This is a genomic window from Paenibacillus sp. FSL R7-0048 (genome assembly GCF_038004505.1).
In the GTDB taxonomy this organism is placed as follows: Bacteria; Bacillota; Bacilli; order Paenibacillales; family Paenibacillaceae; genus Paenibacillus_AQ; species Paenibacillus_AQ odorifer.
The window spans coordinates 693531-713862 of record NZ_JBBORF010000001.1 but is presented as its reverse complement, the minus strand read 5'-3'; the positions used below and the strand labels follow the sequence as shown (position 1 = coordinate 713862).

At 46.1% G+C, this 20332-nt stretch carries 17 protein-coding genes and 1 pseudogene; 5 read left to right on the top strand and 13 right to left on the bottom strand.

Features of this window, described 5'->3' with window-relative positions:
* Positions 1-478 precede the first annotated feature (478 nt).
* Positions 479-1222, bottom strand: coding sequence for an IclR family transcriptional regulator (locus NSQ91_RS03120; RefSeq protein ID WP_076305673.1), 744 nt, complete (start codon positions 1220-1222; stop codon positions 479-481).
* A 296-nt stretch (positions 1223-1518) separates the two neighbouring features.
* Between NSQ91_RS03120 and NSQ91_RS03115 the strand changes: the two genes are divergently transcribed.
* Positions 1519-2559: an alpha/beta hydrolase gene (locus tag NSQ91_RS03115; RefSeq protein ID WP_139329954.1), complete on the top strand. Its 1041-nt coding sequence runs from the start codon at positions 1519-1521 to the stop codon at positions 2557-2559.
* Here the strand turns inward: NSQ91_RS03115 and NSQ91_RS03110 are convergent, their stop codons facing one another.
* A complete protein-coding gene (locus NSQ91_RS03110; RefSeq protein ID WP_076305672.1) occupies positions 2560-3936 on the bottom strand; it encodes an MATE family efflux transporter in 1377 nt (458 codons plus the stop codon). It abuts the gene before it with no gap.
* Positions 3937-4191: 255 nt separating this feature from the next.
* On the opposite strand from NSQ91_RS03110, the gene NSQ91_RS03105 reads away from it, so the two are divergent.
* Entirely contained in the window at positions 4192-5370 is a 1179-nt protein-coding gene (locus NSQ91_RS03105; protein WP_076138416.1) for a Fe-Mn family superoxide dismutase, read from the top strand.
* Between the two features lie 118 nt (positions 5371-5488).
* Here NSQ91_RS03105 and folE read toward each other — a convergent pair whose 3' ends face one another.
* From folE to NSQ91_RS03080, 5 genes and pseudogenes are all read right to left on the bottom strand, one after another.
* Entirely contained in the window at positions 5489-6082 is a 594-nt protein-coding gene (gene folE, locus NSQ91_RS03100) for a GTP cyclohydrolase I FolE (RefSeq protein ID WP_036676830.1), read from the bottom strand.
* A 45-nt stretch (positions 6083-6127) separates the two neighbouring features.
* The gene (locus NSQ91_RS03095) at positions 6128-6379 is read right to left on the bottom strand and encodes a YneF family protein (RefSeq protein ID WP_036676828.1); all 252 of its coding nucleotides are present in this window, start codon (positions 6377-6379) and stop codon (positions 6128-6130) included.
* Positions 6380-6508: 129 nt separating this feature from the next.
* A pseudogene (gene queG / locus NSQ91_RS03090) lies at positions 6509-7705 on the bottom strand (tRNA epoxyqueuosine(34) reductase QueG); the annotation flags it as partial.
* Positions 7706-7740: 35 nt separating this feature from the next.
* Positions 7741-8349, bottom strand: a complete 609-nt coding sequence (gene lepB / locus NSQ91_RS03085; RefSeq protein WP_076101394.1) for a signal peptidase I — start codon at positions 8347-8349, stop codon at positions 7741-7743.
* A gap of 190 nt (positions 8350-8539) precedes the next feature.
* A complete protein-coding gene (locus NSQ91_RS03080) occupies positions 8540-8959 on the bottom strand; it encodes a GNAT family N-acetyltransferase (RefSeq protein ID WP_036676822.1) in 420 nt (139 codons plus the stop codon).
* A gap of 482 nt (positions 8960-9441) precedes the next feature.
* Here NSQ91_RS03080 and NSQ91_RS03075 point away from each other — a divergent pair, with 482 nt between their 5' ends.
* Entirely contained in the window at positions 9442-10050 is a 609-nt protein-coding gene (locus NSQ91_RS03075) for a superoxide dismutase (protein ID WP_036676820.1), read from the top strand.
* A gap of 704 nt (positions 10051-10754) precedes the next feature.
* Here NSQ91_RS03075 and mutY read toward each other — a convergent pair.
* Both mutY and acpS read right to left on the bottom strand, forming a co-directional pair.
* The gene (gene mutY, locus NSQ91_RS03070) at positions 10755-12038 is read right to left on the bottom strand and encodes an A/G-specific adenine glycosylase (RefSeq protein ID WP_076305670.1); all 1284 of its coding nucleotides are present in this window, start codon (positions 12036-12038) and stop codon (positions 10755-10757) included.
* Positions 12039-12075: 37 nt separating this feature from the next.
* Complete coding sequence (gene acpS, locus NSQ91_RS03065; RefSeq protein WP_076124398.1) at positions 12076-12474, bottom strand: holo-ACP synthase; 399 nt, start codon at positions 12472-12474, stop codon at positions 12076-12078.
* Between the two features lie 209 nt (positions 12475-12683).
* Between acpS and NSQ91_RS03060 the strand changes: the two genes are divergently transcribed.
* Entirely contained in the window at positions 12684-13511 is an 828-nt protein-coding gene (locus NSQ91_RS03060) for an alpha/beta hydrolase (protein WP_076124399.1), read from the top strand.
* Positions 13512-13606: 95 nt separating this feature from the next.
* Here the strand turns inward: NSQ91_RS03060 and nadE are convergent, their stop codons facing one another.
* The 3 genes from nadE to NSQ91_RS03045 form a co-directional block, all read right to left on the bottom strand.
* Positions 13607-14416 carry an ammonia-dependent NAD(+) synthetase gene (gene nadE, locus NSQ91_RS03055; protein ID WP_076124401.1) on the bottom strand — a complete coding sequence of 270 codons (810 nt, stop codon included), beginning with the start codon at positions 14414-14416 and terminating at the stop codon, positions 13607-13609.
* Between the two features lie 168 nt (positions 14417-14584).
* Positions 14585-15019, bottom strand: a complete 435-nt coding sequence (locus NSQ91_RS03050) for a BrxA/BrxB family bacilliredoxin (protein ID WP_036676813.1) — start codon at positions 15017-15019, stop codon at positions 14585-14587.
* A 120-nt stretch (positions 15020-15139) separates the two neighbouring features.
* Entirely contained in the window at positions 15140-16642 is a 1503-nt protein-coding gene (locus NSQ91_RS03045; RefSeq protein WP_081392005.1) for an ATP-binding protein, read from the bottom strand.
* Positions 16643-17036: 394 nt separating this feature from the next.
* Between NSQ91_RS03045 and NSQ91_RS03040 the strand changes: the two genes are divergently transcribed.
* Complete coding sequence (locus tag NSQ91_RS03040; RefSeq protein WP_076305669.1) at positions 17037-18305, top strand: BaiN/RdsA family NAD(P)/FAD-dependent oxidoreductase; 1269 nt, start codon at positions 17037-17039, stop codon at positions 18303-18305.
* Positions 18306-18757: 452 nt separating this feature from the next.
* On the opposite strand, the gene NSQ91_RS03035 is transcribed toward NSQ91_RS03040, so the two are convergent.
* A protein-coding gene (locus NSQ91_RS03035; protein ID WP_340916352.1) for an IS3 family transposase occupies positions 18758-20316 on the bottom strand; the annotation gives its coding sequence in 2 pieces (ribosomal slippage) (positions 18758-19683 and positions 19683-20316; 1560 coding nt in all).
* Between the last annotated feature and the right edge of the window lie 16 nt (positions 20317-20332).

The window sequence follows — 20332 nt, the reverse complement described above, 5'->3', positions numbered from 1 at the left end:
CTGAGGATTCCAAAGAAACGTATATTCACTGAAGCTCACCAAACCAACGCAAGGTAGGGGAGCCGTTAGCCATTAGCTAGCCGTCAGTTAGCTGTTGATTACCCATCAGTTAGCCGTTAATTACTCATCAGTCACTCATCAGTTACCCATCAGTCACTCATCAGCCACTCATCAGTCACTCATCAGTCACTCATCAGCCACTCGTCAGTCACTCATCAGTCACTCATCAGTCACTCATCAGTCACTCATCAGCCACTCGTCAGTCAGTCATCACTCACTCATCAGTCACCCATCAGTCACCCATCAGTCACCCATCAGTCACTCATCAGTCAACCAGCAATTATCCATCAGTTACCCATCGTTTCCTGCCACTTACCCACAATAGGCTAGTCCCTCCCCAAAACAGCAAAGCAGCGATCCTCCAGTAACGGAGAGATCGCTGCTTCGCTGTTTAACAAGGTATGTCTCAGCCAGCGAATTAAGGAATCATCATGCCCATTTCACTAGCCGCTTCCTTCAGTACCGCGGCATATTCCACTAGCGTATCTCGGGATAGGCGACTAACTGGGCCGGACAGTGATAACGCCGCAATCACATTTCCACTGCGGCCCGTAACAGGCACCGCCACCGCGGCCGCGCCGGGCTCGCGTTCCTCAAAACTGGTGGCATATCCGAGCCGGATAATGTCATTAAGCTGCTCTTGATAGACATCCTTCTCAACATAGTTCGGCCATCCCGAACTCTCCAGCAATTCTTTCAGCACCTCTGGAGGAGCATAGGCTGCCAGCACTTTACTTGATGCGCCCACAGATAAAGGCAATCTCGCACCGATCTGCGCCACTCGCCGGATGGCCTGCTGACTCTGAACCGCCTGAATCCGCACACGTTCTATGCCGTCGCGTAAGTATAAACTAACGGTCTCCCCTAGCCGATCCCGCAGCCGTTCCATTGACGGCAATAATACCGCGGCTGACTCATCAAAAGCAGGCAAATGCGTAGATAATTCCCAAATTCGTATACCCAAGCTGTATTTCTCAGTGGCCGGATTACGAATGAGGAAGCCCTTTTCCTCCAAGGTTGCCAGCAGCCGATGGACGGTACTTTTATGTAAATCAATCTTTGAAGCGATCTCCGTCAACCCTAAATCTCTGTCCTGCGTAAAACAAAGCAATATATCAAGCGCACGTTCTACCGCACGCACTGTAAGCTTTCGGTCCTCCATGACAATCTCCCCCTCGTGTTTCATCAAATGAAACTCGGTTACATTATAACTAACTCTATCTTAGTGCAAAACTCTATGGAAAGTCCAGTATATTCACTCCGCCGGAGTTGTGCCAAAAATGTGCCGGAAAAGGTTGGGCCGCACTTTACAGTTACATTACAAAAGCGTCTAATTCATTGACTTTGTAAGGGCTTTTTCATACGATTAACATATTAAATTATCTACTGATGCTTTAGAATCATTTTTACAAATTCTTCTAGGCACTAGTACTCACATCATTCTTAGGAGGGGACCATATGGATCTGGCAACTCGCCAAACCGGCACAACCGTCTCCCGTCGACCTAAACTACCTAAACAAGGCAGTTCGTCCCGGCTATCGCTGCGGATGATTCGTGTGAAGCATATTATCGTTGCACTGCTATTATCTATTTTTTTCTTCTTAGCCTTCTGCTTTGTCTCACTTCATGGCTATATCGCCTGGGTATTATCTAATCCAACGGTCGCACCTCTGTATTCCAATCCCATGCAGGCCAAAGGTCTCGCATACGAGGATGTGACGTTTCCAGCTAAAGATGGAAGTCGGATGATGAGCGGCTGGTATATTCCCTCCGAAGGGGCTACCAAAACTATCGTGTTCAGCCATGGCTATGGCGCCAACCGGGAAGAATCTTGGGTACCTATGTACGATCTCGCTCACTATGCACACAGTCTGAATTTCAATGTCGTGATGTTTGATTACGGCTTTGCTGCCCAAGGCAACAAGGATATTGCAACCGGAGGTAAAAAAGAGTCCCAGCAGCTTCTAGGCGCTATTGATTTTGCTAAGGAACGTGGAGCTGAGGAGTTAGTGGTATGGGGCTTCTCCATGGGAGCAGGCACAGCACTGCAAACAGGATTAGTATCAGAGGACATTGACGCGATGATTCTGGACAGCACCTTTTTGTTAGAACCAGATACGCTGTATCATAATATTAAGCAAAATATTGATCTGCCCCGCCAGCCTTCCCTGGCGATTATGGAAATGCTGTTCCCAGTTCTGAACGGTACGGGGCTGAATCAAATTCCTTATGCGAAGGTCAAATCCGAAGATTATCCTTTCCCTATTCTACTCATGCATGGAACCGAAGATGATAAAGCTCCTTATCCTATTGCCGAAAAGCTGGCCGCGAACCAAAGCAATCCGTTCTCAGATTCCTGGGTCGTAGAGGGCAGCCATCATGAATTGCTGTTCCGTGAGCACCCGCGTGAGTATTTGCGGCGAGTCTCTGCTTTCTTAGGAAATGTTCAACTAGCCAAAACCTACAATGGCAACCAGCCGGCGATGGCAAGTAACTAGTTAAGCACTACAATCCGCCTCTGTCCCCTGATGGGTCAGCTGCTTCAACCATTTACCACGGCGAAAACGCACGTAACCTATAACCAATCGAACAGCCTCTTCCAGGGACAGAAAGAAGTATACCCAGGGAAGAGGCTGTTTCCATCCCCATGACAACAGTAGCCCTAGAGGCACCCCAAGCAACCAAGTTGTGGAGGCTTCCATAATAAAGACGAATTTACTATCGCCACCACTCTGCAGGATCCCTCCCGCAATCATCATATTGCCCACCTTTATCCATAAAAAAAGAGCAAAAAAGCAGATAACGGAAGTGGCCATTCGGCGCTCTTCCACTGTTAAGTTAAAGGCTGAGACGTAGAGCGGGGCAAGAACAGCAATAAGAACACCAAGCAGCAATGAAATCCCTACTCCTATTCGAACAAAAAAACGAGCATACTGAAAAGCACCTGCATTATTATTCTCTCCCAGCTTATGTCCGACCATAATGCCAGCTGCACCAGAAAGCCCTGCCAGAAGCCCAATCGTCAACCCCTGCAGCGGAAAGGTCACTGTCATAGCGGTCATCTCTGCTGTGCCCATACGGCTATATATAACGGAATAACAAGCCTCCCCTAAGACCCAAACCAATTCCGTTAAAACAATAGGCGCTATCGTTCTTAAAAAAGGTATGCACAGCGCTTTCGAAAACGAACTGAGTTCCTTAATACCTCCGGCACCCGGCAGCTTTCCACGATATACGGCTCCGATAATCAAGGCACTTTCGACTATACGTGAGATTAACGTTGCATATGCCGCACCTGCAAGTCCAAGCTCTGGAAATCCCCAATGCCCAAAAATAAGCGCATAGTTTAAAATAATATTCATTCCTACAGCAGCTATGCTAACAATCATTGGATACTTTACATGTCCTGAACTTCGTAGAACCGCCGAATAGAGCATCGTCAACATCGTTGGAATATAACTGAGGGCAACGATTTTCAGAAAAATGTACCCATTCTCCAACACTTCTTTATCCGTTGTAAAAATAGACAGACATAGCCGAGGGTTGAAAAAAACAAATATCGTAAATGAACCCGACAAGATCAGGCCAATTCCAAGACTTAATCCCAGTAGTGGTGTGATGCTCTTTCGGTCTTTACTCCCCCAATATTGAGCCGCGTATATAGCAAGACCCGTAGCAAGACCCGCCAGTACCACTGAAATCACGCTATAGATTTTACTAGCCATCCCAACCGAAGCGATCGCTACACCCCCAAGCTGCCCTACCATCAATTGATCTACTAAATACAGCACCGCCATGACTAGACTTTGGAGGGATATCGGTACCGCTAATTTTAACAGCTGATTATAAAATTGCTTCTTCTCAAGCTTGTTCATACCCTCATCTCATTTCTCAAAGTTTTTCTACTACCCCATAGGATTTCATTAATCGGTCCACACGACAAAAAAAGGTACACCCTCCTTTTCGCGAGGTTGTACCTTTCGGTATCATTGCCTTTATTTTCCTGTATTATTTCACCATATCAAACGGTTGTCAACGATATTATTATCGCGTTCTTATGCTCTTCATAAGCTATCATGAGCACACATATAATGGACTGATGAAGACATATCACGGGAGGTTTTCTTGGAATGTTATATGTATACGGGCCGATGCTGCCAGTACGTATTTTAGAAGAAATCGTATTCTGGAAAACACAAGAGAAAGAGCATACCGAGGTTATCAAAGCAATCGTACCTAACCTGGAGGAACCCTATGTTAAACTGCTGGATGAATGGGCAGTGGTCTTCGGTGCCACAGAGATGGCCGCTCAGCAGTTATTGAATTCTGCCCTCTCTGCTTCTCCACCAAGTCAGGCTGAACTCACTGCGGAAACAGAAAAGCTGCTGCATATCTCCTGTACCCAATCCCAAGAATTTGTTCGGCAGCTTTTTGCCATTATGGAAAGTAGCGCAGCCGTCAAAGCCGTCCCCCTTGCAACCACTGTGATCCTGCATATTATTCGCGAATCAGAGTATTTCCTTGCCGTACTGCACACTCTGAGCTCGCCCGGACAGCTCACGCAAATTATGAGAGATTATACAGCAGCCGACTATGTCGTAAGAACAGAAGAGGACAATGTCACGCGGAATGAGGGACTTATTCCTTCTACAGATACTATCCTAGATATTCGTGAAATGAGTGCTGTGCCAATTGGCGGGCATACGCTGCCTCCATTGCCTTATGCTTATAATGCGCTGGAACCATACATCGATGAGAAAACCATGCGGATTCATCACGATAAACACCATCAAAGTTATGTAGATGGACTAAATAAAGCGGAGAACAAGCTAGCTGAGGCTCGCAAGAAAGGAGATTTCGATCTCGTTAAGCATTGGGAGCGGGAGCTAGCCTTTAATGGGGCAGGCCACTATCTCCATACAATCTTCTGGAACGTAATGTCTCCACAAGGTGGCGGGCGTCCAACTGGAGCCTTACTGGAAGCCATTGAACAAAGCTTCGGCAGCTATGACAGCTTCAAGAAACAGTTCACAGAAGCTGCGAATAAGGTTGAAGGTGGCGGCTGGGCTATTCTCGTCTGGAGTCCACGCAGTCATAGACTGGAGATTTTGACTGCGGAGAAACATCAGAACCTGTCACAATGGGACGTGGTTCCGTTACTGGCTCTGGATGTATGGGAGCATGCTTATTACCTTAAACATCAGAATAATCGGGCCGATTATATTGAGGATTGGTGGAAGGTCGTTAACTGGCCTTACGTCTCAGAACGTTATGCTGCTGCCAGTAAACTGGCCTGGAAGCCTTTTTGATATTATTTCAATTCACAGTGAACATCACTCTTATTCCCACACCCTGACCAAAAAGGACCCATCATTCACATTACGTGAACGATGGGTCCTTCCAATTTCGAGGTATGCACCCCGATATTTATTCCTTAATCAAGCTTAGAAACTCCGCACGAGCGGCGGCATCCTCACGGAAGACCCCTCTAGTAGCCATAGTTACCGTTTTGCTGCCTGGCTTCTTCACTCCGCGTGCACACATACACAGATGTTCTCCCTCCACAACAACCATAACACCGTGGGGGCCTAGCACCTCCGTCATAATATCAGCAATTTGCGCCGTAATGCGTTCTTGAACCTGTAGACGCCGGCTTACTGCTTCAACAAGCCGAGCTAATTTGCTGAGTCCAGCAATACGTCCGCTCGGAATGTATCCTATATGCACTTTACCAAAGAAAGGAGCCATGTGGTGTTCACATTGGCTGTAATAGACGATATCCTTAACGATCACTAGCTCTTCATGAGACTCATCAAAAGTAACGCCGAGCGCCTCGCGGGGATCTATCGAATAACCGCCGAATATCTCCTCGTACATCCGCGTAACACGTGCCGGTGTTTCCAGCAGTCCCTCGCGGCCGGTATCTTCACCGATTAATTCTAATATTTTCTCAACGTGATACTCGATTTGCTCACGGTTCTCTGCAACTTTACCGTTCACATATTCCTTGATGTTCCCCATGATGTCTCCCCCTTCCGCACCCGTATACATGTTATCCGGACCCGGTTACTTACTTCTACGTTTATTCCCTTTAGCTGCTCCTGGGCGCGCACCTGGCTGTCCCTGAGTCTTCATCATTTGCTGGGCACGCTGCATTTGCTTCCCGTTCAGGTTATAACCCATTTGCTTTGCAACCTTTTGCAGCATTTCAGGATCATTCTGCATGTTTGTCATTTGTTTGCGCAGATAATATACACCGATGAAAAAACCACCGATGAGACCTACGACCAATGTAATAATAGGTAATGCGATACTCATCTAAAGCCCACCTCTACACTCTATTGTCTGCATCGCCATATGGCACGCGAATCTATCATAGCATTTCGGGAACTGGACAGCAATTGGCAATATGCAACCTGTCTATGAACTTTTTCCTCCATTAATATCGCTGTCCTCCCGTGCCTTCTTCCCAGTAAGGAGCACATCCTGCGCCCGGCTTAGCATTTCCCTCACCGTGCTATCCTCCTCGCGCTCTAAACCCGCTTCTACAGCCGCTAGAGCCTCATCACCGCCAATACGTCCAAGCGCCCAAGCAGCAGTGCCCCGCATCTCCGGCCGCGGCTCTTTCAGAACAATCTCTGATAGCTTTGGCACAGCCCCGGCTTCCTTAAAATTGCCTAGGGCAATGATCGCATTTCGCTGCATCGGCTTTTTGCCTCTCCAGGCTGCTGAGCTATTGCCGAATTTCTCTTTGAACTCACGATTGCTAAGATCAAGGATCGGCAGCAGCAGCGGCTTCACAATTTCAGGATCAGGTTGCATCTGAGGGCGATGATTCCAGTTCTTACCTCTATTCTTGGGACATACAATCTGGCAAGTATCACAGCCGTATAGACGATTGCCGATCTTGGTCATATACTCCTCGCTGAGGAACCCTTTAGTCTGCGTCAAAAAAGAAATACAAGCCTGTGCGTTAAGCTGACCCGGACCCACCAGCGCTCCGGTCGGACAAGCATCAATACACTTGGTACACTCCCCGCAGCCTTCTTCAACAGGTTCATCCGGAGCAAAAGGAATGTTCGTAACCATTTCCCCAAGATAAATCCAAGATCCCCATTTGGGCGAGATGATAGAACAGTTTTTGCCGCTGAAGCCTATTCCCGCTCTTTCCGCTACCGCTCTATCTACTAGAACACCAGTGTCCACCATACTTTCCAGCACAGCCTCTGGTACACGCTCGTGAATAAATTCCTCTAGCTTACTTAAGGCTTCCCTCAGCACATGGTGATAATCCCTGCCCCAAGATGCCCGGGCGAGGATGCCTCTACGTGCACCCGGCTCAGATTTAGGAGGGTTCTCCATTTTAGAAGGGTAAGCCACTGCAATCGAAATAATAGATAACGGCTTGTCTCCAGAAGACAATGCTGGAACTGTCCTTTTATCCAGATCGGGTTCCTCGAAGCCAGATTCATATCCTTTGTCCCGGTGGTCTTGCAGTATATTTTTTAAATATAAAAAAGGTTCTGCTGTTGTAAACCCGATATCATCAATACCGAGTGATGTCGCAGCCTCCTGAATCTCTGCTTTAAGCTGTGCCCACTCGGAAGGCGGGGGAGCATACGATGACTGAAATGTATTGGTCATTTCCGCCTTCTCCTTTCATATCTTCGCTGACTTTCTTATAATCTATTCAGTTTTGACAGAGGCCACCATATATAATCAGCCCTGCCGACAATCATATCCTGTGAAATAGAGCCGAAGTAACGGCTGTCCTTGCTGGCTGAAGCATGACGGTTATCGCCCATTACAAAATAATTGCCACTTTCCACGGTTAACGCTGCAAAATCCGGATCTTCAATCTCAGTATCGATATAGGGCTCATTCACTATTTTTCCATTTACGTATAACTGATGATTCCGTACCTCTATGATATCTCCAGGTATGCCAATCACTCGCTTCACTAAATACTCCTTATGACTAGGTCCGGTACTTGGATCATGAAGAATGACAACATCACCATGTTTTGGATTTACGAAGAGCAATGAAATTTTATTAATGAAGAGCCTCTCACCCTCCCAGAGCGTTGGCTGCATAGACTGACCTTTAACCGTTGATATATTGAACACAAAAACATTAAGAACAGACATCACAGCAAAAACAATCACAGCTGTAAGCAGCCAATCCTTCATTTCCGAGACCAAACGACCGCCCAGGGTAGTCTTGGATCTGGAGGATCTATGTCTTTGTTTCCTGTTTCTCGTGTAATCTACTTGGGGCTCCTGATTCAATATGTCACCTCTGTTCTCAATAATTGAAGTCTATACTTGCAGATATTATAACAATAAAAAAGCATATCTCCCAGCCATTAGCAATGGACTTCTGGAAAATACGCTCGAGTATGAATGAAACAGACTATATCGTCAGCTATAGTTCTTTTTTCTAGAAAATGTTTCCGCTTTCGCAGCTGAGTGATCAAAATTACCCAACAATGCTCAGCTTCCGGACAGATTTGAAGATTTGATTCTCGCTATATCCCATAGCTTCATACAATGGCAAAGCAAAAGAATTATGCTCATCGACGGCTACATAGATACCACTGACTTTACGAGCTTGAAACCTGGATTCCATAGCTGATACCAGACTTCTACCGACTCCTCTGCGGCGATAATCAGGATGTACAGCAATCCGGAAATAACAACCGTGGTTTTTCTCAATTGTACCAATCAGTGCTCCAACAATTTCTTCTTCATCTTCCGCAACTACAATGAGATCTGAATCCCAAGAAAGCTGCCTGGAGAAAGGCTCGATAGTGTTCTCGAAACACTCTTCCGATAATGCGGTTTGCAGCAAATCAGTCACAGGGCTAACGTCGCTTAATTGAAAGGAACGAACGTGCATTCTTTAAAATCTCCCTTGTCTATGGCTTATGAATTTAACAAAAAGAAGGGGTTCCCTTAACATAGAGAAAATAAAAAAAAGCATCAAATATCGAGGAATACCTGCTTTTAAATCTATTAAAGCACACTTTTCTCGTGATATCATCATTTTTCTTTTGAAAGCGCTTAATATCAAGCGTTTACATTTCGGATGGGGTTCATTTCTTCATTAAAAGGGTATTAATAAGGATATATGTCTATAGGTTAGGGACTATTTATTTTAACATTCTAAATACAATTGTAAAACCCTTTCCCTCTCCAATTATACTTTATAAACATTTATGTTTGTTTAGTGTTGCATTATTGGTCTAGATACGGTTTAATTAAAGTATCCTATTGGGCGAAACCCTATAGTACATATTTACAATAAAGGATTTTGACGTTAGTTCGCCAGAATTCTTTATCTATAACAAAATTCTAATATAACTCAGGAGGGATTTTTCCATGGCATTTCAATTACCGGCACTTCCTTATCCGAACAACGCACTCGAACCACACATCGACGCATTGACGATGGAAATTCACCATGACAGACACCATAACACATATGTAACTAATCTGAATGCAGCTTTGGAAAAAGCACCTGAATTGCAAAGCAAAAGCATTGAAGAGCTTCTTACAGATCTGAACGCTGTACCTGAAGCTATCCGTACTGCTGTTCGCAACAATGGTGGCGGACACGCTAACCACACTTTGTTCTGGGAAGTTATCGGACCAAACGGCGGCGGCGCACCAACTGGCGCATTGGCTGAAGCTATCGATAAAGAACTGGGCGGATTCGAAAAATTCAAAGAAGATTTCGCAGCAGCAGCAACTACTCGTTTCGGCAGCGGCTGGGCTTGGCTAGTTGTTAAAGATGGCAAACTGGCAGTAACAAGCACACCTAACCAAGACAACCCAATCAGCGAAGGCGCTACTCCAATCCTCGGACTGGATGTATGGGAGCACGCTTACTACCTGAACTACCAAAACAAACGCCCTGATTACATCAAAGCGTTCTGGAACGTAGTAAACTGGGAAGAAGTTGGCAAACGTTACGAAAGCGCAAAATAAGAAATTCCATTTGGCTTATGCCATTTAACTAAAAAAGAAGGTATCTCAGAGCCGAATAGGCTAAGGGATACCTTCTTTTTTTAGGTTGGAGATAAAGAGAGATAAAGATAAAGACAGAGATTGACTGATTGATTGGTTGAGATCCTCCCAGACACCGCATTTCACGCCGCTTGCGTCGCTTAAATGGATGCGCTGGATCGGTATAGATCAGAATAGATCGGTATAGATGAGAATAAATCGGAAGAGATCGCAATAAATCGCAATAAATCTATACTCGGCTTACGAGAATCTGCGTTTGGAGTCGCTGAGCAATAGATTAGGGAATAACTCCCTAAAATTCTGCGATATACTCCATAAACACGAGTAATTAGGGAAATACTCCCTAAAAATCATCCGTTTTGGGCATAAAACCGATATTTCCCCAATTATTAGGGAGGTTTTCCCTAAAATGATCAATTACAAGCCAAATCGACCTATTTTCAGGGAAGAATTCCCTAATTAAATCTTTACCACTCTCGTAGCCATAGAACACCAGAAGAATTTAGTTGGAACAAGACTGAACTAGTCTGAGCCAAATAAACAAATATTTGCTACGAACAGACTGAAGCATACGACCCTACTTAGGTGCATATGACCATACTTAGGTTACACCAAACTCAGGTTTTGTACATTTAGCACTTTAGCAACGCAACACGGTGAATCTCCTACTTCTCTAGCTTCGCCCGCTCTTCCTGCTCATCAAAATAAAGGTTCAGTAGCTTCAGAAAAACGTTAGGGAACGCATAGTTAGCCATGTCTTCGCGGCTGATCCAGCGCACTGCTCCGCCATCCTCTGGACTAGCGGTCCCGTCCTCAAATCTCTCGATAGGCATGCTGCTGTCGATCCCCGAGAATAAGTCCGCATCCGCGTTGTACACCGCCCGTCCTTCTGCCGCTATCGGCAGCGGAAGGGCGTCCTCTTCGCTGCAGCGGTACACCTGCAGCGTCCACACGATATGGCTGAAGATATGCTCAGCAGCCATCCAGTGCTTCTCAGGCCGGGCAGAGATCCCGGCCTCCCGCAGTGACCGGCGCAGCCGGTCCAGCGCCGCCGCTTCCGGCAGCCGCGCGCCTTTGGCGCCGCCTTCCCCATGCGGCGCTGGCCAGTGCGGCAGCTCCCACATGCGGGCTAACAGCCCGCTTTGTGGCCGCTGCCGGATGAGCACTTGGCCCGCGTGGGCACCGCGGCCCTCGATTAAGGCCGCCAGCCGCTCCTCAGGGCGCGGCGGCTTGGCCTTGGTCTTGACGGGCAGCGAGGTCTCGCAGCCCGCCAAGCGCGCGGCGCAATGCTCCATCACCGGGCAGGTTAAACAGCGCGGTGATTTAGGAGTGCATACGAGCGCCCCGAGCTCCATCAGCGCCTGATTAAAAGATGCCGCTTCCCCCTCCGGGATCAGTTCAGCTGCCAGGCGCTCCATTTTTACGCGGGTGGGTCCCTTGGCGATATCATCCTCTATCAGGAAGTATCGGGACAACACCCGCATCACATTGCCGTCGACCGCTGGCTCCGGCCGATTGAACGCAATGCTAAGGATAGCCCCTGCCGTATAAGGTCCCACTCCCTTTAAACTGAACACAGCCTCGCGATCATTCGGCACCTGCCCGCCATACAGCTCTTTGACCTGTTTGGCCGCATGCTGTATATTGCGAGCACGAGAATAATAACCTAAGCCTTCCCAGCACTTAAGCACGTCCTCTTCTGGTGCATCGGCGAGCGACTCCACGGTAGGAAACCTTTCGATAAACCGATTGAAATACGGGATTACCGTATCCACCCTTGTCTGCTGCAGCATTATTTCAGAAATCCAAATATAATAAGGATTGCGGTGCCGACGCCAAGGCAAATCCCGTTTCTGCCCTTGATACCACTCCAGCAAATGATAGCTGAAATATTGCTTAGCCTCCCGCAGCTCCTGTTCGTCTTGAACTTGTAGATCTTGTTGTGTCATTATAACGCTCCTTGCCCTTCTATAATCAGGGTTCAATTTATGAACCTGGCCCTTCCACGACAGCAAAAGCCGAAGCCAAATCACGGCCATGTGTTATCGTAAGATGAATGGTGTACCTCTGTCCATTTGGCAGATCTAGTCTGCTCCAAGCTTCACACGATAAAGTTACCTCTGGTTTTCCTTTAGCATCAGGCAATATCTCAATATCCTGAAACCCAACTACATTGCCGATGCCACAGCCTAAAGCCTTCACAACTGCTTCCTTGGCAGCAAAACGTCCGGCTACGAACTCAGCCAACCTCCCGCTTCGCTCTTCAGCAAGTTGATATTCTTGCTCTGTTAAGACCCGCTGGTTAAATTTCTTACCCAGTCCTCTATTTATTACCTCTGAGATTCGTTCAATTTCTAACACATCATGTCCGATTCCGTAAATCAACACTTCACGCTCCTTATGGACGTGTATCCCATTTTGCTTCAATAATGGTATGATCAATCATATGAAGTATTATTAAAAGTAATAGTCCTGCAAGATTCTTTCTGCTATCTTAAAAGAAAATGCGCTCTAAGTCTAATAAGACTATCCAGCGACTTCACGATAGACTAGCTGATTTACTTCATTTTTATATATGGAGAGGGGATTACCCTATGAATCATCGTAATTTTGAAATACCTGCCGGAGACGGAGCTGTTCTCCGCTGCTCACACTTCCCAGCCCAAGGCAAAGCCAAAAGCGTTATAGTTATAGCCCATGGCTACAAAGGTTTTAAAGATTGGGGAATGTTTCCTTACATAGCCACAACTCTCAGCCAAGAGCATGAAGTAATTACTTTTAACTTCTCTCATGCTGGCATCGGGGAAGATCTGCTGCATTTCACTGAACTTGAGAAGTTCGCCCGCAACACCTACCGCCGCAGCTTGAAGGACATGGAAATCCTGTTGTCCTATCTTAGTCAACACCCGAAATTCGGCAGCCTGCCGTTATTCCTTCTCGGCCACAGTCTCGGAGGGGGAATTTGTTTGGTCTACACGCTTGATCATCCCAATGAGATCAGCGGAGTAATCTCCTGGAACGGGGTTACGAAACTCGATTTGCTGACGGAAGAACAAAAGCAGCAGATGAAGGAAACAGGAAGAACCTATGTCCTTAATGGACGTACTGGCCAACAAATGCCGCTGGATGCTGTAATTTTAGAAGATATGGAGAACAACAAAGAACGCTATAACATCCTTGAACGCATACAGAAAGCGTCCTTCCCAGTTGTCCTTATTCAAGGCAGTCAAGATGGAGTACATCTCCGCCAAGGATCTGAGCATCTCATCAAACTTCGGCCAGATATTAGCTGGGTGCAGGTTCCTGAGGGTAATCATACGTTCAACACTGTGCATCCTTTTGCTGGCACGACTCCGCAATTAGAGTTCGCGATTGCTGCGACAACTAATTTTATCGATCAGACACTTACGCTTACAGAATAATTATTCTTCTTAGTCTATCCAGCTATCCAACTCACAAAAACCGCCACGAGCTCTGCTGCTACGCAGACCCGTGGCGATTTCTAGTTCAACCTATTCTAAATCCCCGGAATAACATTACGCTTATGTGCCGTTCTCCGGTAATAATTCTCAAGCTTCTCAGCTACTTCAGGGTTAACCTGTTTACCTTCCAGATAGTCGCTGTTATCGTCATAAGTAATGCCCAGCTCGGTTTCATCCGTCTGACCCGGCCATAAGCCCGCCGTAGGTGCTTTTGTGACAATATCCGCAGGCACACCGATATGTGCTGCCAATTGACGTACCTGACGTTTATTAAGTGTGGATAGTGGTGTAATATCTACAGCGCCATCGCCCCACTTCGTGTAGAAGCCGGTAATCGCTTCAGAAGCATGATCCGTTCCTACTACAATCAGATTGTTCTCAAAAGCGAGTGCATATTGCATAACCATACGTGTTCTGGCTTTAACATTTCCTTTGCCTTGATGCGTCATATGGCGGTGTTGGCCTATTGATTTCAGACCATGCTCAACTTCAAGGGCAATTTCATTTACCGCTTCCTCAATGTTGGTCTCCACAGTATGAGTCAGATTAAAAGCTTTGGCAACATCGTAGCTGTGCTGAATATCTTCCTGAACCCCATAAGGCTGGAATACTCCAAGCGTCATATACTCTGTGCCTTTTTCTGCCGACAGCTCGTCCGTAGCCTGTTTACAAAGACCCGCGGCTACCGCACTGTCCACTCCACCACTAATGGCGATCAATAATCCTTTAGCCCCTGCGTTCAGCACGTACGACTTTAAGAAATCAACCCGTTTTCGTGCCTCAACCTCTACATCAATCGTTGGCTTCACGCCAAGATCCGCAATAATTTCTTTCTGTAAACTCACCAAACACACCTCGTTCCATCAGAAATGGTTCCATATCCATCAAAATATCCACCCAAACGAAGCTCATGCTTCTAAGCATATTCTATCCCATTATTGCTCTTATATTTTGAAAAATCCCGCATGCAGCCGATTTGCCGGCTGATGCGAGATTATATGGAATAACTGTTTTTACTGGCACAAACGATTGAAGACTTCTTTCAATTCAGCAGCAATTTCAGCAGCCGAACGATCTTCTACGCCATGACGTTCAATAAAGTGAACGAGTTCTCCATCCTTCATCAGTGCGATGGAAGGTGAGGATGGCGGATAAGGAGCAAAATATTCACGTGCTTTAGCAGTAGCTTCTTTCTCTTGACCTGCAAACACTGTGAACAAGTGATCCGGAGTGATTTCATTTTGCAAAGCCTGAGCTACACCTGGTCGACATTGTCCAGCAGCACAACCACAGACCGAATTTACGACTACAAGCGATGTTCCTTTTGCGGTTGGAAGAGTAGCTTCCACCTCTTCTGGAGTCATAAGCTCCTGAAACCCGATACTTGTCAGGTCATCACGCATAGGCTGAATTGAATCTCTCATATATTGATTAAAAGACATGGACATTTCTCTGCACTCTCCTTCACATTTCAACTGTTTGTCAGATAATATTACAGCAGTACTTACTAACTTTATTATACATTCATACTCTGTGAAAGCAAGAGATGCTGTAGAGGGTGATTCAATCTAAGAGCGAACCCCGCTGGGTTCCTCCTTATTCAATGGGAAGGAGATCGTAAATACCGTGCCCTCTCCTTCTACAGACTCTACATTTATTTTACCGTTATGCCGCTCCACAATACTAAGACACAAGGATAAGCCTAGACCTGTTCCCTGAATTTTCGTCGTAAAAAAGGGTAAAAACAGCTTCTCGCGTTGACTTTCTGACATACCAACACCGCTATCGGTGACAATCAACTCCACTTTATCATGAGTACTGCGAGTCTCCAGCGTCAGCACCCCCTTGGGTCCCATAGCCTCCATACCATTACGTCCTAAATTGAGAATAAGCTGCTTGATTTCCCGGACATTTAGCTCCAATTCATGCAGTGATGGGCTCAGCTTCAGTTCAACACTTTGACCGCGAAGATTAGCATCAGCCCACAGCAATGGACTAACTTCTTCTATAATATGGTGCAGCAGCACCTTCTCTTTATCAGAAACCCGGCTCTGTGCCAAGGATAAAAAATCATTAATAATACTATTAGCGCGGTCCAGCTCTTCCATCACAATCTGATAATAAGAATCCAATTCTTGAGCACTCTTTTCTCTCATCAGCTGCAAAAAACCCCGAACTACCGCCATAGGATTACGAATCTCATGGGTAATTCCAGCAGCCATCTGCCCGACCAAGCTCAAACGTTCCACATGATCCAGCTCTACACGTAGTTTTTCCTCATTGGTCATATCCTGCACAATAATTACAGCACCACTTGTTACCCCTGAGCTCTTATGCATTAACGGCGCTGAATAAATCTGATAGATACGCGACTCATGAATCATTTTTTCACTGGAACGCCGTTTAGAGCGGATATTATCACTTACCCGCATATAGGCCTGTGTATCCACTGAGCTGTGAAAAAACTTTTTTACCGGTTCGTCAATAATATCCTCTTTTCGCAAATTGGGATAATGAGTCCTCATCATTCCTAACATACAATCATTAAGATCAGTTACAACTCCGTGTTCATCCAGAGACATAATACTCAGAGGGACTACATTGGTAATCTGCTGCAGCTTCTCGGACTCCCACTGGAAACTTTCACTGATACTCTCCATTTGTACTTTATCCCGCAATCTACTTCTAACCATCTCAACAAAATATACAAAAACACCACCTAGCGCGATGGTAAAAAACAGATACACCGTAATTAGAAATGCTTGTACGGAATTTGATTCATATATATTTTCCCCGCCTATAATCGGGACTAACGCAATAAATAGCATGCTTGGACAAAGAATCATCCATAACATACCGATCTTCTCAACTACTGTACCTTTCTTAAAAGGTTTGGCCAGTCCAAACAGTAGCGGATATAATAAAACCCCTGAATTCAATATCACGTTACTGATTCCTGTAGGCTCCGCAATGATTACATTGCAGATAAGCAAGAAAATGGACAGCAAAATGCCCGAACGGGTAGTTCCATATAAAATACCAATATACGCAGGGATTAATCCTAAATTCAAATAGGCTACACCAAACAGAGTTGTCGAAAGAAGAGAGCACAGGATAAGACTAAACGTACACGCCAAAATTAAAAAGGTCTGATCATTTGGGAGCTTCCCCTTTTTCCGAGTCACAAATCTACGGTCCACCCACCATTGAAAAAGAAAAAGAAAGGAGCATGCTGCCGATATTTGCAATAAGATATCCTTAACCGCACCAATAATTACAATCACACCCCAAAATGGACAAATTACCCTACATGCTTAGATTAAAGCACAGGATTACTCTCCTGACAACGATAATCACCTAATGATTGGACAAGACTGGTTACATGTGAATCAGAATGGTATGATTCCGTTAGGAATACCCGCGGAAATCGCTTCCGTGTCTTAACATGTAAAGGAGTAAAATTTCATGAGCAATTACGATGTGATCGTCATTGGGGGCGGCCCTTCGGGTCTAATGGCAAGCGTGGCCGCTGCAGAACACGGGGCATCCGTTCTGCTAATCGACAAGGGAGCAAAACTAGGCCGAAAGCTCGGAATATCCGGTGGCGGACGCTGCAATGTTACCAACGTCAAGGAAAGAGACGAGCTAATCGCCCATATTCCAGGAAACGGGCGTTTTTTGTATAGTGCCTTCGACCATTTTAATAACCAGGATATCATCGCCTTTTTTGAAGGTTTAGGCATTGCATTAAAAGAAGAAGATAACGGGCGGATGTTTCCCGTTTCCGATAAGGCCTCTAGTGTCGTATCTGCCTTAATTAGCAAAGTACGGAGTCTAGGCGTGCAGATTATGACCGACAGTCCCGTCTCAAGAATAATCTATAACGAAGGGGCTGTTAAGGGAGTCCAGCTGAGCTCGGGCAAGACGATCGCCTGCACAGCTGTTATCATCGCCACCGGAGGCAAGTCTGTACCACAGACCGGCTCCACTGGAGATGGCTACCCTTGGGCAGAAGCCGCAGGGCACACGATCACCGAGCTGTTTCCGACAGAGGTGCCGATTCTTTCACGGGAAGAATGGATTAAGTCCGGCGAGCTGCAAGGCCTGTCGCTACGTGATGTAGCCCTCACTGTGTGGAATCCTAAAGGAAAGAAGGTCATCTCTCATCGAGGAGATATGATATTCACCCATTTTGGATTATCAGGACCCATTGCACTGCGGTGCAGCCAATTTCTGAGACAGGTCCAACGTAAATCCGGCACAGATACGGTGGAGATGTCCATCGATCTCTTCCCTGATCTGAACGCACAGGAAGTAGAATCTATGTTGCAGGATAAGCTGGATCAGGAGACAAAGAAAGCAATCCGCAATTCGCTAAAAGGGCTGTTGCCAGAGCGTCTCATCCCCCTCTTGCTGACTAAAGCTGACTTAGATGGGGATACAACCGGTCATCACGTCTCCAAGAATGGATTGCTTCTGTTGGCTGGGATTTTAAAACGCATGCCGGTTTATGTGCATGGCACCCGTTCCCTATCCGAGGCCTTTGTTACCGGGGGCGGGGTAAACCTGAAGGAGATCGATCCCAAAAGAATGGAATCGAAGCTTATGCCGGGGTTATTCTTCTGCGGCGAGGTACTCGATATCCATGGCTATACAGGAGGCTACAATATAACAGCGGCCTTCTCAACAGGATATACAGCAGGCAAGCACGCTGCTGACATTCGACTGGGATAATCTCTAATGCAACGTGAATATCCTCCAAGCAGCTTACTACTTTGAAAATGGCGGTCTGCGCGATTCTCTCATTAATTGGAGAATCGCTCCTCTGTTTTGGGTTCCTCAGCTGCTATGTGGAGCGTCTGTCCTAATCAGCTACTGCGGCTTCGGACCCAGATGACGTTATTGGCGAATTTATCACCTTATGGGCAGTGTTTCGGACTCCAACGACGCTATTCATTATAACGAGGCTCATATATGGTGTTTTTCATGGCAATAGCAACTATGGAGTCCGTTAGCATCCCAAAAGTGGAAAAATAGTATGTTTAGGGGCAGCTGTGTCCCATAGGCTAGCTAGGTACCTCGTACGTACGTGCGATCAAGACAACAAAAGAAGAGTGCTCCAGCAGCCTTTTCACGGCTTATGAACTGCACCCCGTCAAGTAGACAGCACAAAAAATAAAAGTAGTTTAAGCGGCCTTAGTCCTAAATTCAATGGGACTGAGGCCGTTTAGTTTTGCCTGTAACCGTTCGTTATTGTAAAAATGAATGTAGGTATCAATATCTGTTTGGAGTTCTTCAAAGGTCTGGTAGGAATGTAAGTAGTACTTCTCACATTTCAATGTTCCCCAGAAGGATTCCATCGGCGAATTGTCAATGCAGCAGCCTACTCGGGACATGCTTTGCTTCAGTTCTGCATCGTCCAGCATCTTTTTAAAATGCAGAGAGGTATACTGAAAACCACGGTCGCTATGGAGTAAGGTTCGGCTCCCCGGTGCTGCCTTCAAAGCTAATTCCAGTGTGTTAAAAACTAGCGAATTATTATTGGAATGACCCAGAACGTAAGCAACAATCGACTTGTCATACAGATCTTTTATTGCACTTAAATACGCCTTCTTGCCGTTGCCGTATTTGAATTCCGTTACATCCGTTACCCATTTTTGGTTTGGAGCTTCAGCCTTAAAATTACGGTTCAGCACATTCTCTGCAACCTGCTGAGGTGTGGAGCCTACATACTTCTTTCTCTTTCTGCGGATGACTGACTGGATGCCTTGGCATCTCATCAGCCGGTACACTCGCTTTGCGTTAATAGATTTATCCATTTGTCTGCGCAAATGCAGGGTCAATTGACGATACCCAAAGGTTCGTTCCACCTTCTCATACAAGAGGAGCATAGCCTCTGTCAGTTTCTCGTTGTCAGCCTCTCGATAACTGGGTTTGCGATTCAACCATTTGTAATAACTTGACCGTGAAATCCCTGCGATGTCACACAAAAGCCGAATGGAGCATGTCTGTTCCTGCTGAACGGCCTGAATGGCCAAGTAGATGTTCACCTGGCGAATGGTCCTTAACGTCTCCTCCTTTCGAGTTCCTCTAACTTTTTTAGAAAAGCATTCTCCGCACGCAGGCGTGCATTCTCGTATTCCAGCTTTTGCATCGCGAGTTTGTGGCGATCTGCTTCCGTAAGTTCTTCAGGCGCTTTAGTGCGTCCTCTACCGTCTCGTAACGCCTCTTCACCACCAGCTTCGTACTTCTTTACCCAGCTATATACTTGTTGGTAAGACACGTGAAAATGGCTTGCCGTCTTCGCATAGTCTTCTCTGTTCGAAAGGCAGTACAGCACGATATTTATCCGTTCCTGCCAAGTGGTTACGCGTCCTTTGGTCATAGCTTTAGTTCCTCCTGAATGAGCTGTTAAGCTGTTGCTATGACCATTATACTTCCTAATCCAGTTGGCGAGTTGGGTTGAACTTGCAATTTTATACTTGCAGATGATTTGGTTTTGCGACAATCCTCCCTCGAGATAGTCCTTAACGGCATGGAGTTTAAGTTCTGCAGAATATGTACGATTGTAGCTTCGGACTTCCAGCCCTTCGTATCCATACAATTGATAACGTTGCCGCCACTTCACTAATGAGTTTTTGGATATTCCATACTTCCGGGCCGCAGTTTTCAAACCAATGTCGCCCCGTTCAATTTCTTGGAGAATCGTTAACTTTTCCAGTGCTGTAAACTTCTTTTGTTCCATAAAAATGCTCCCCATA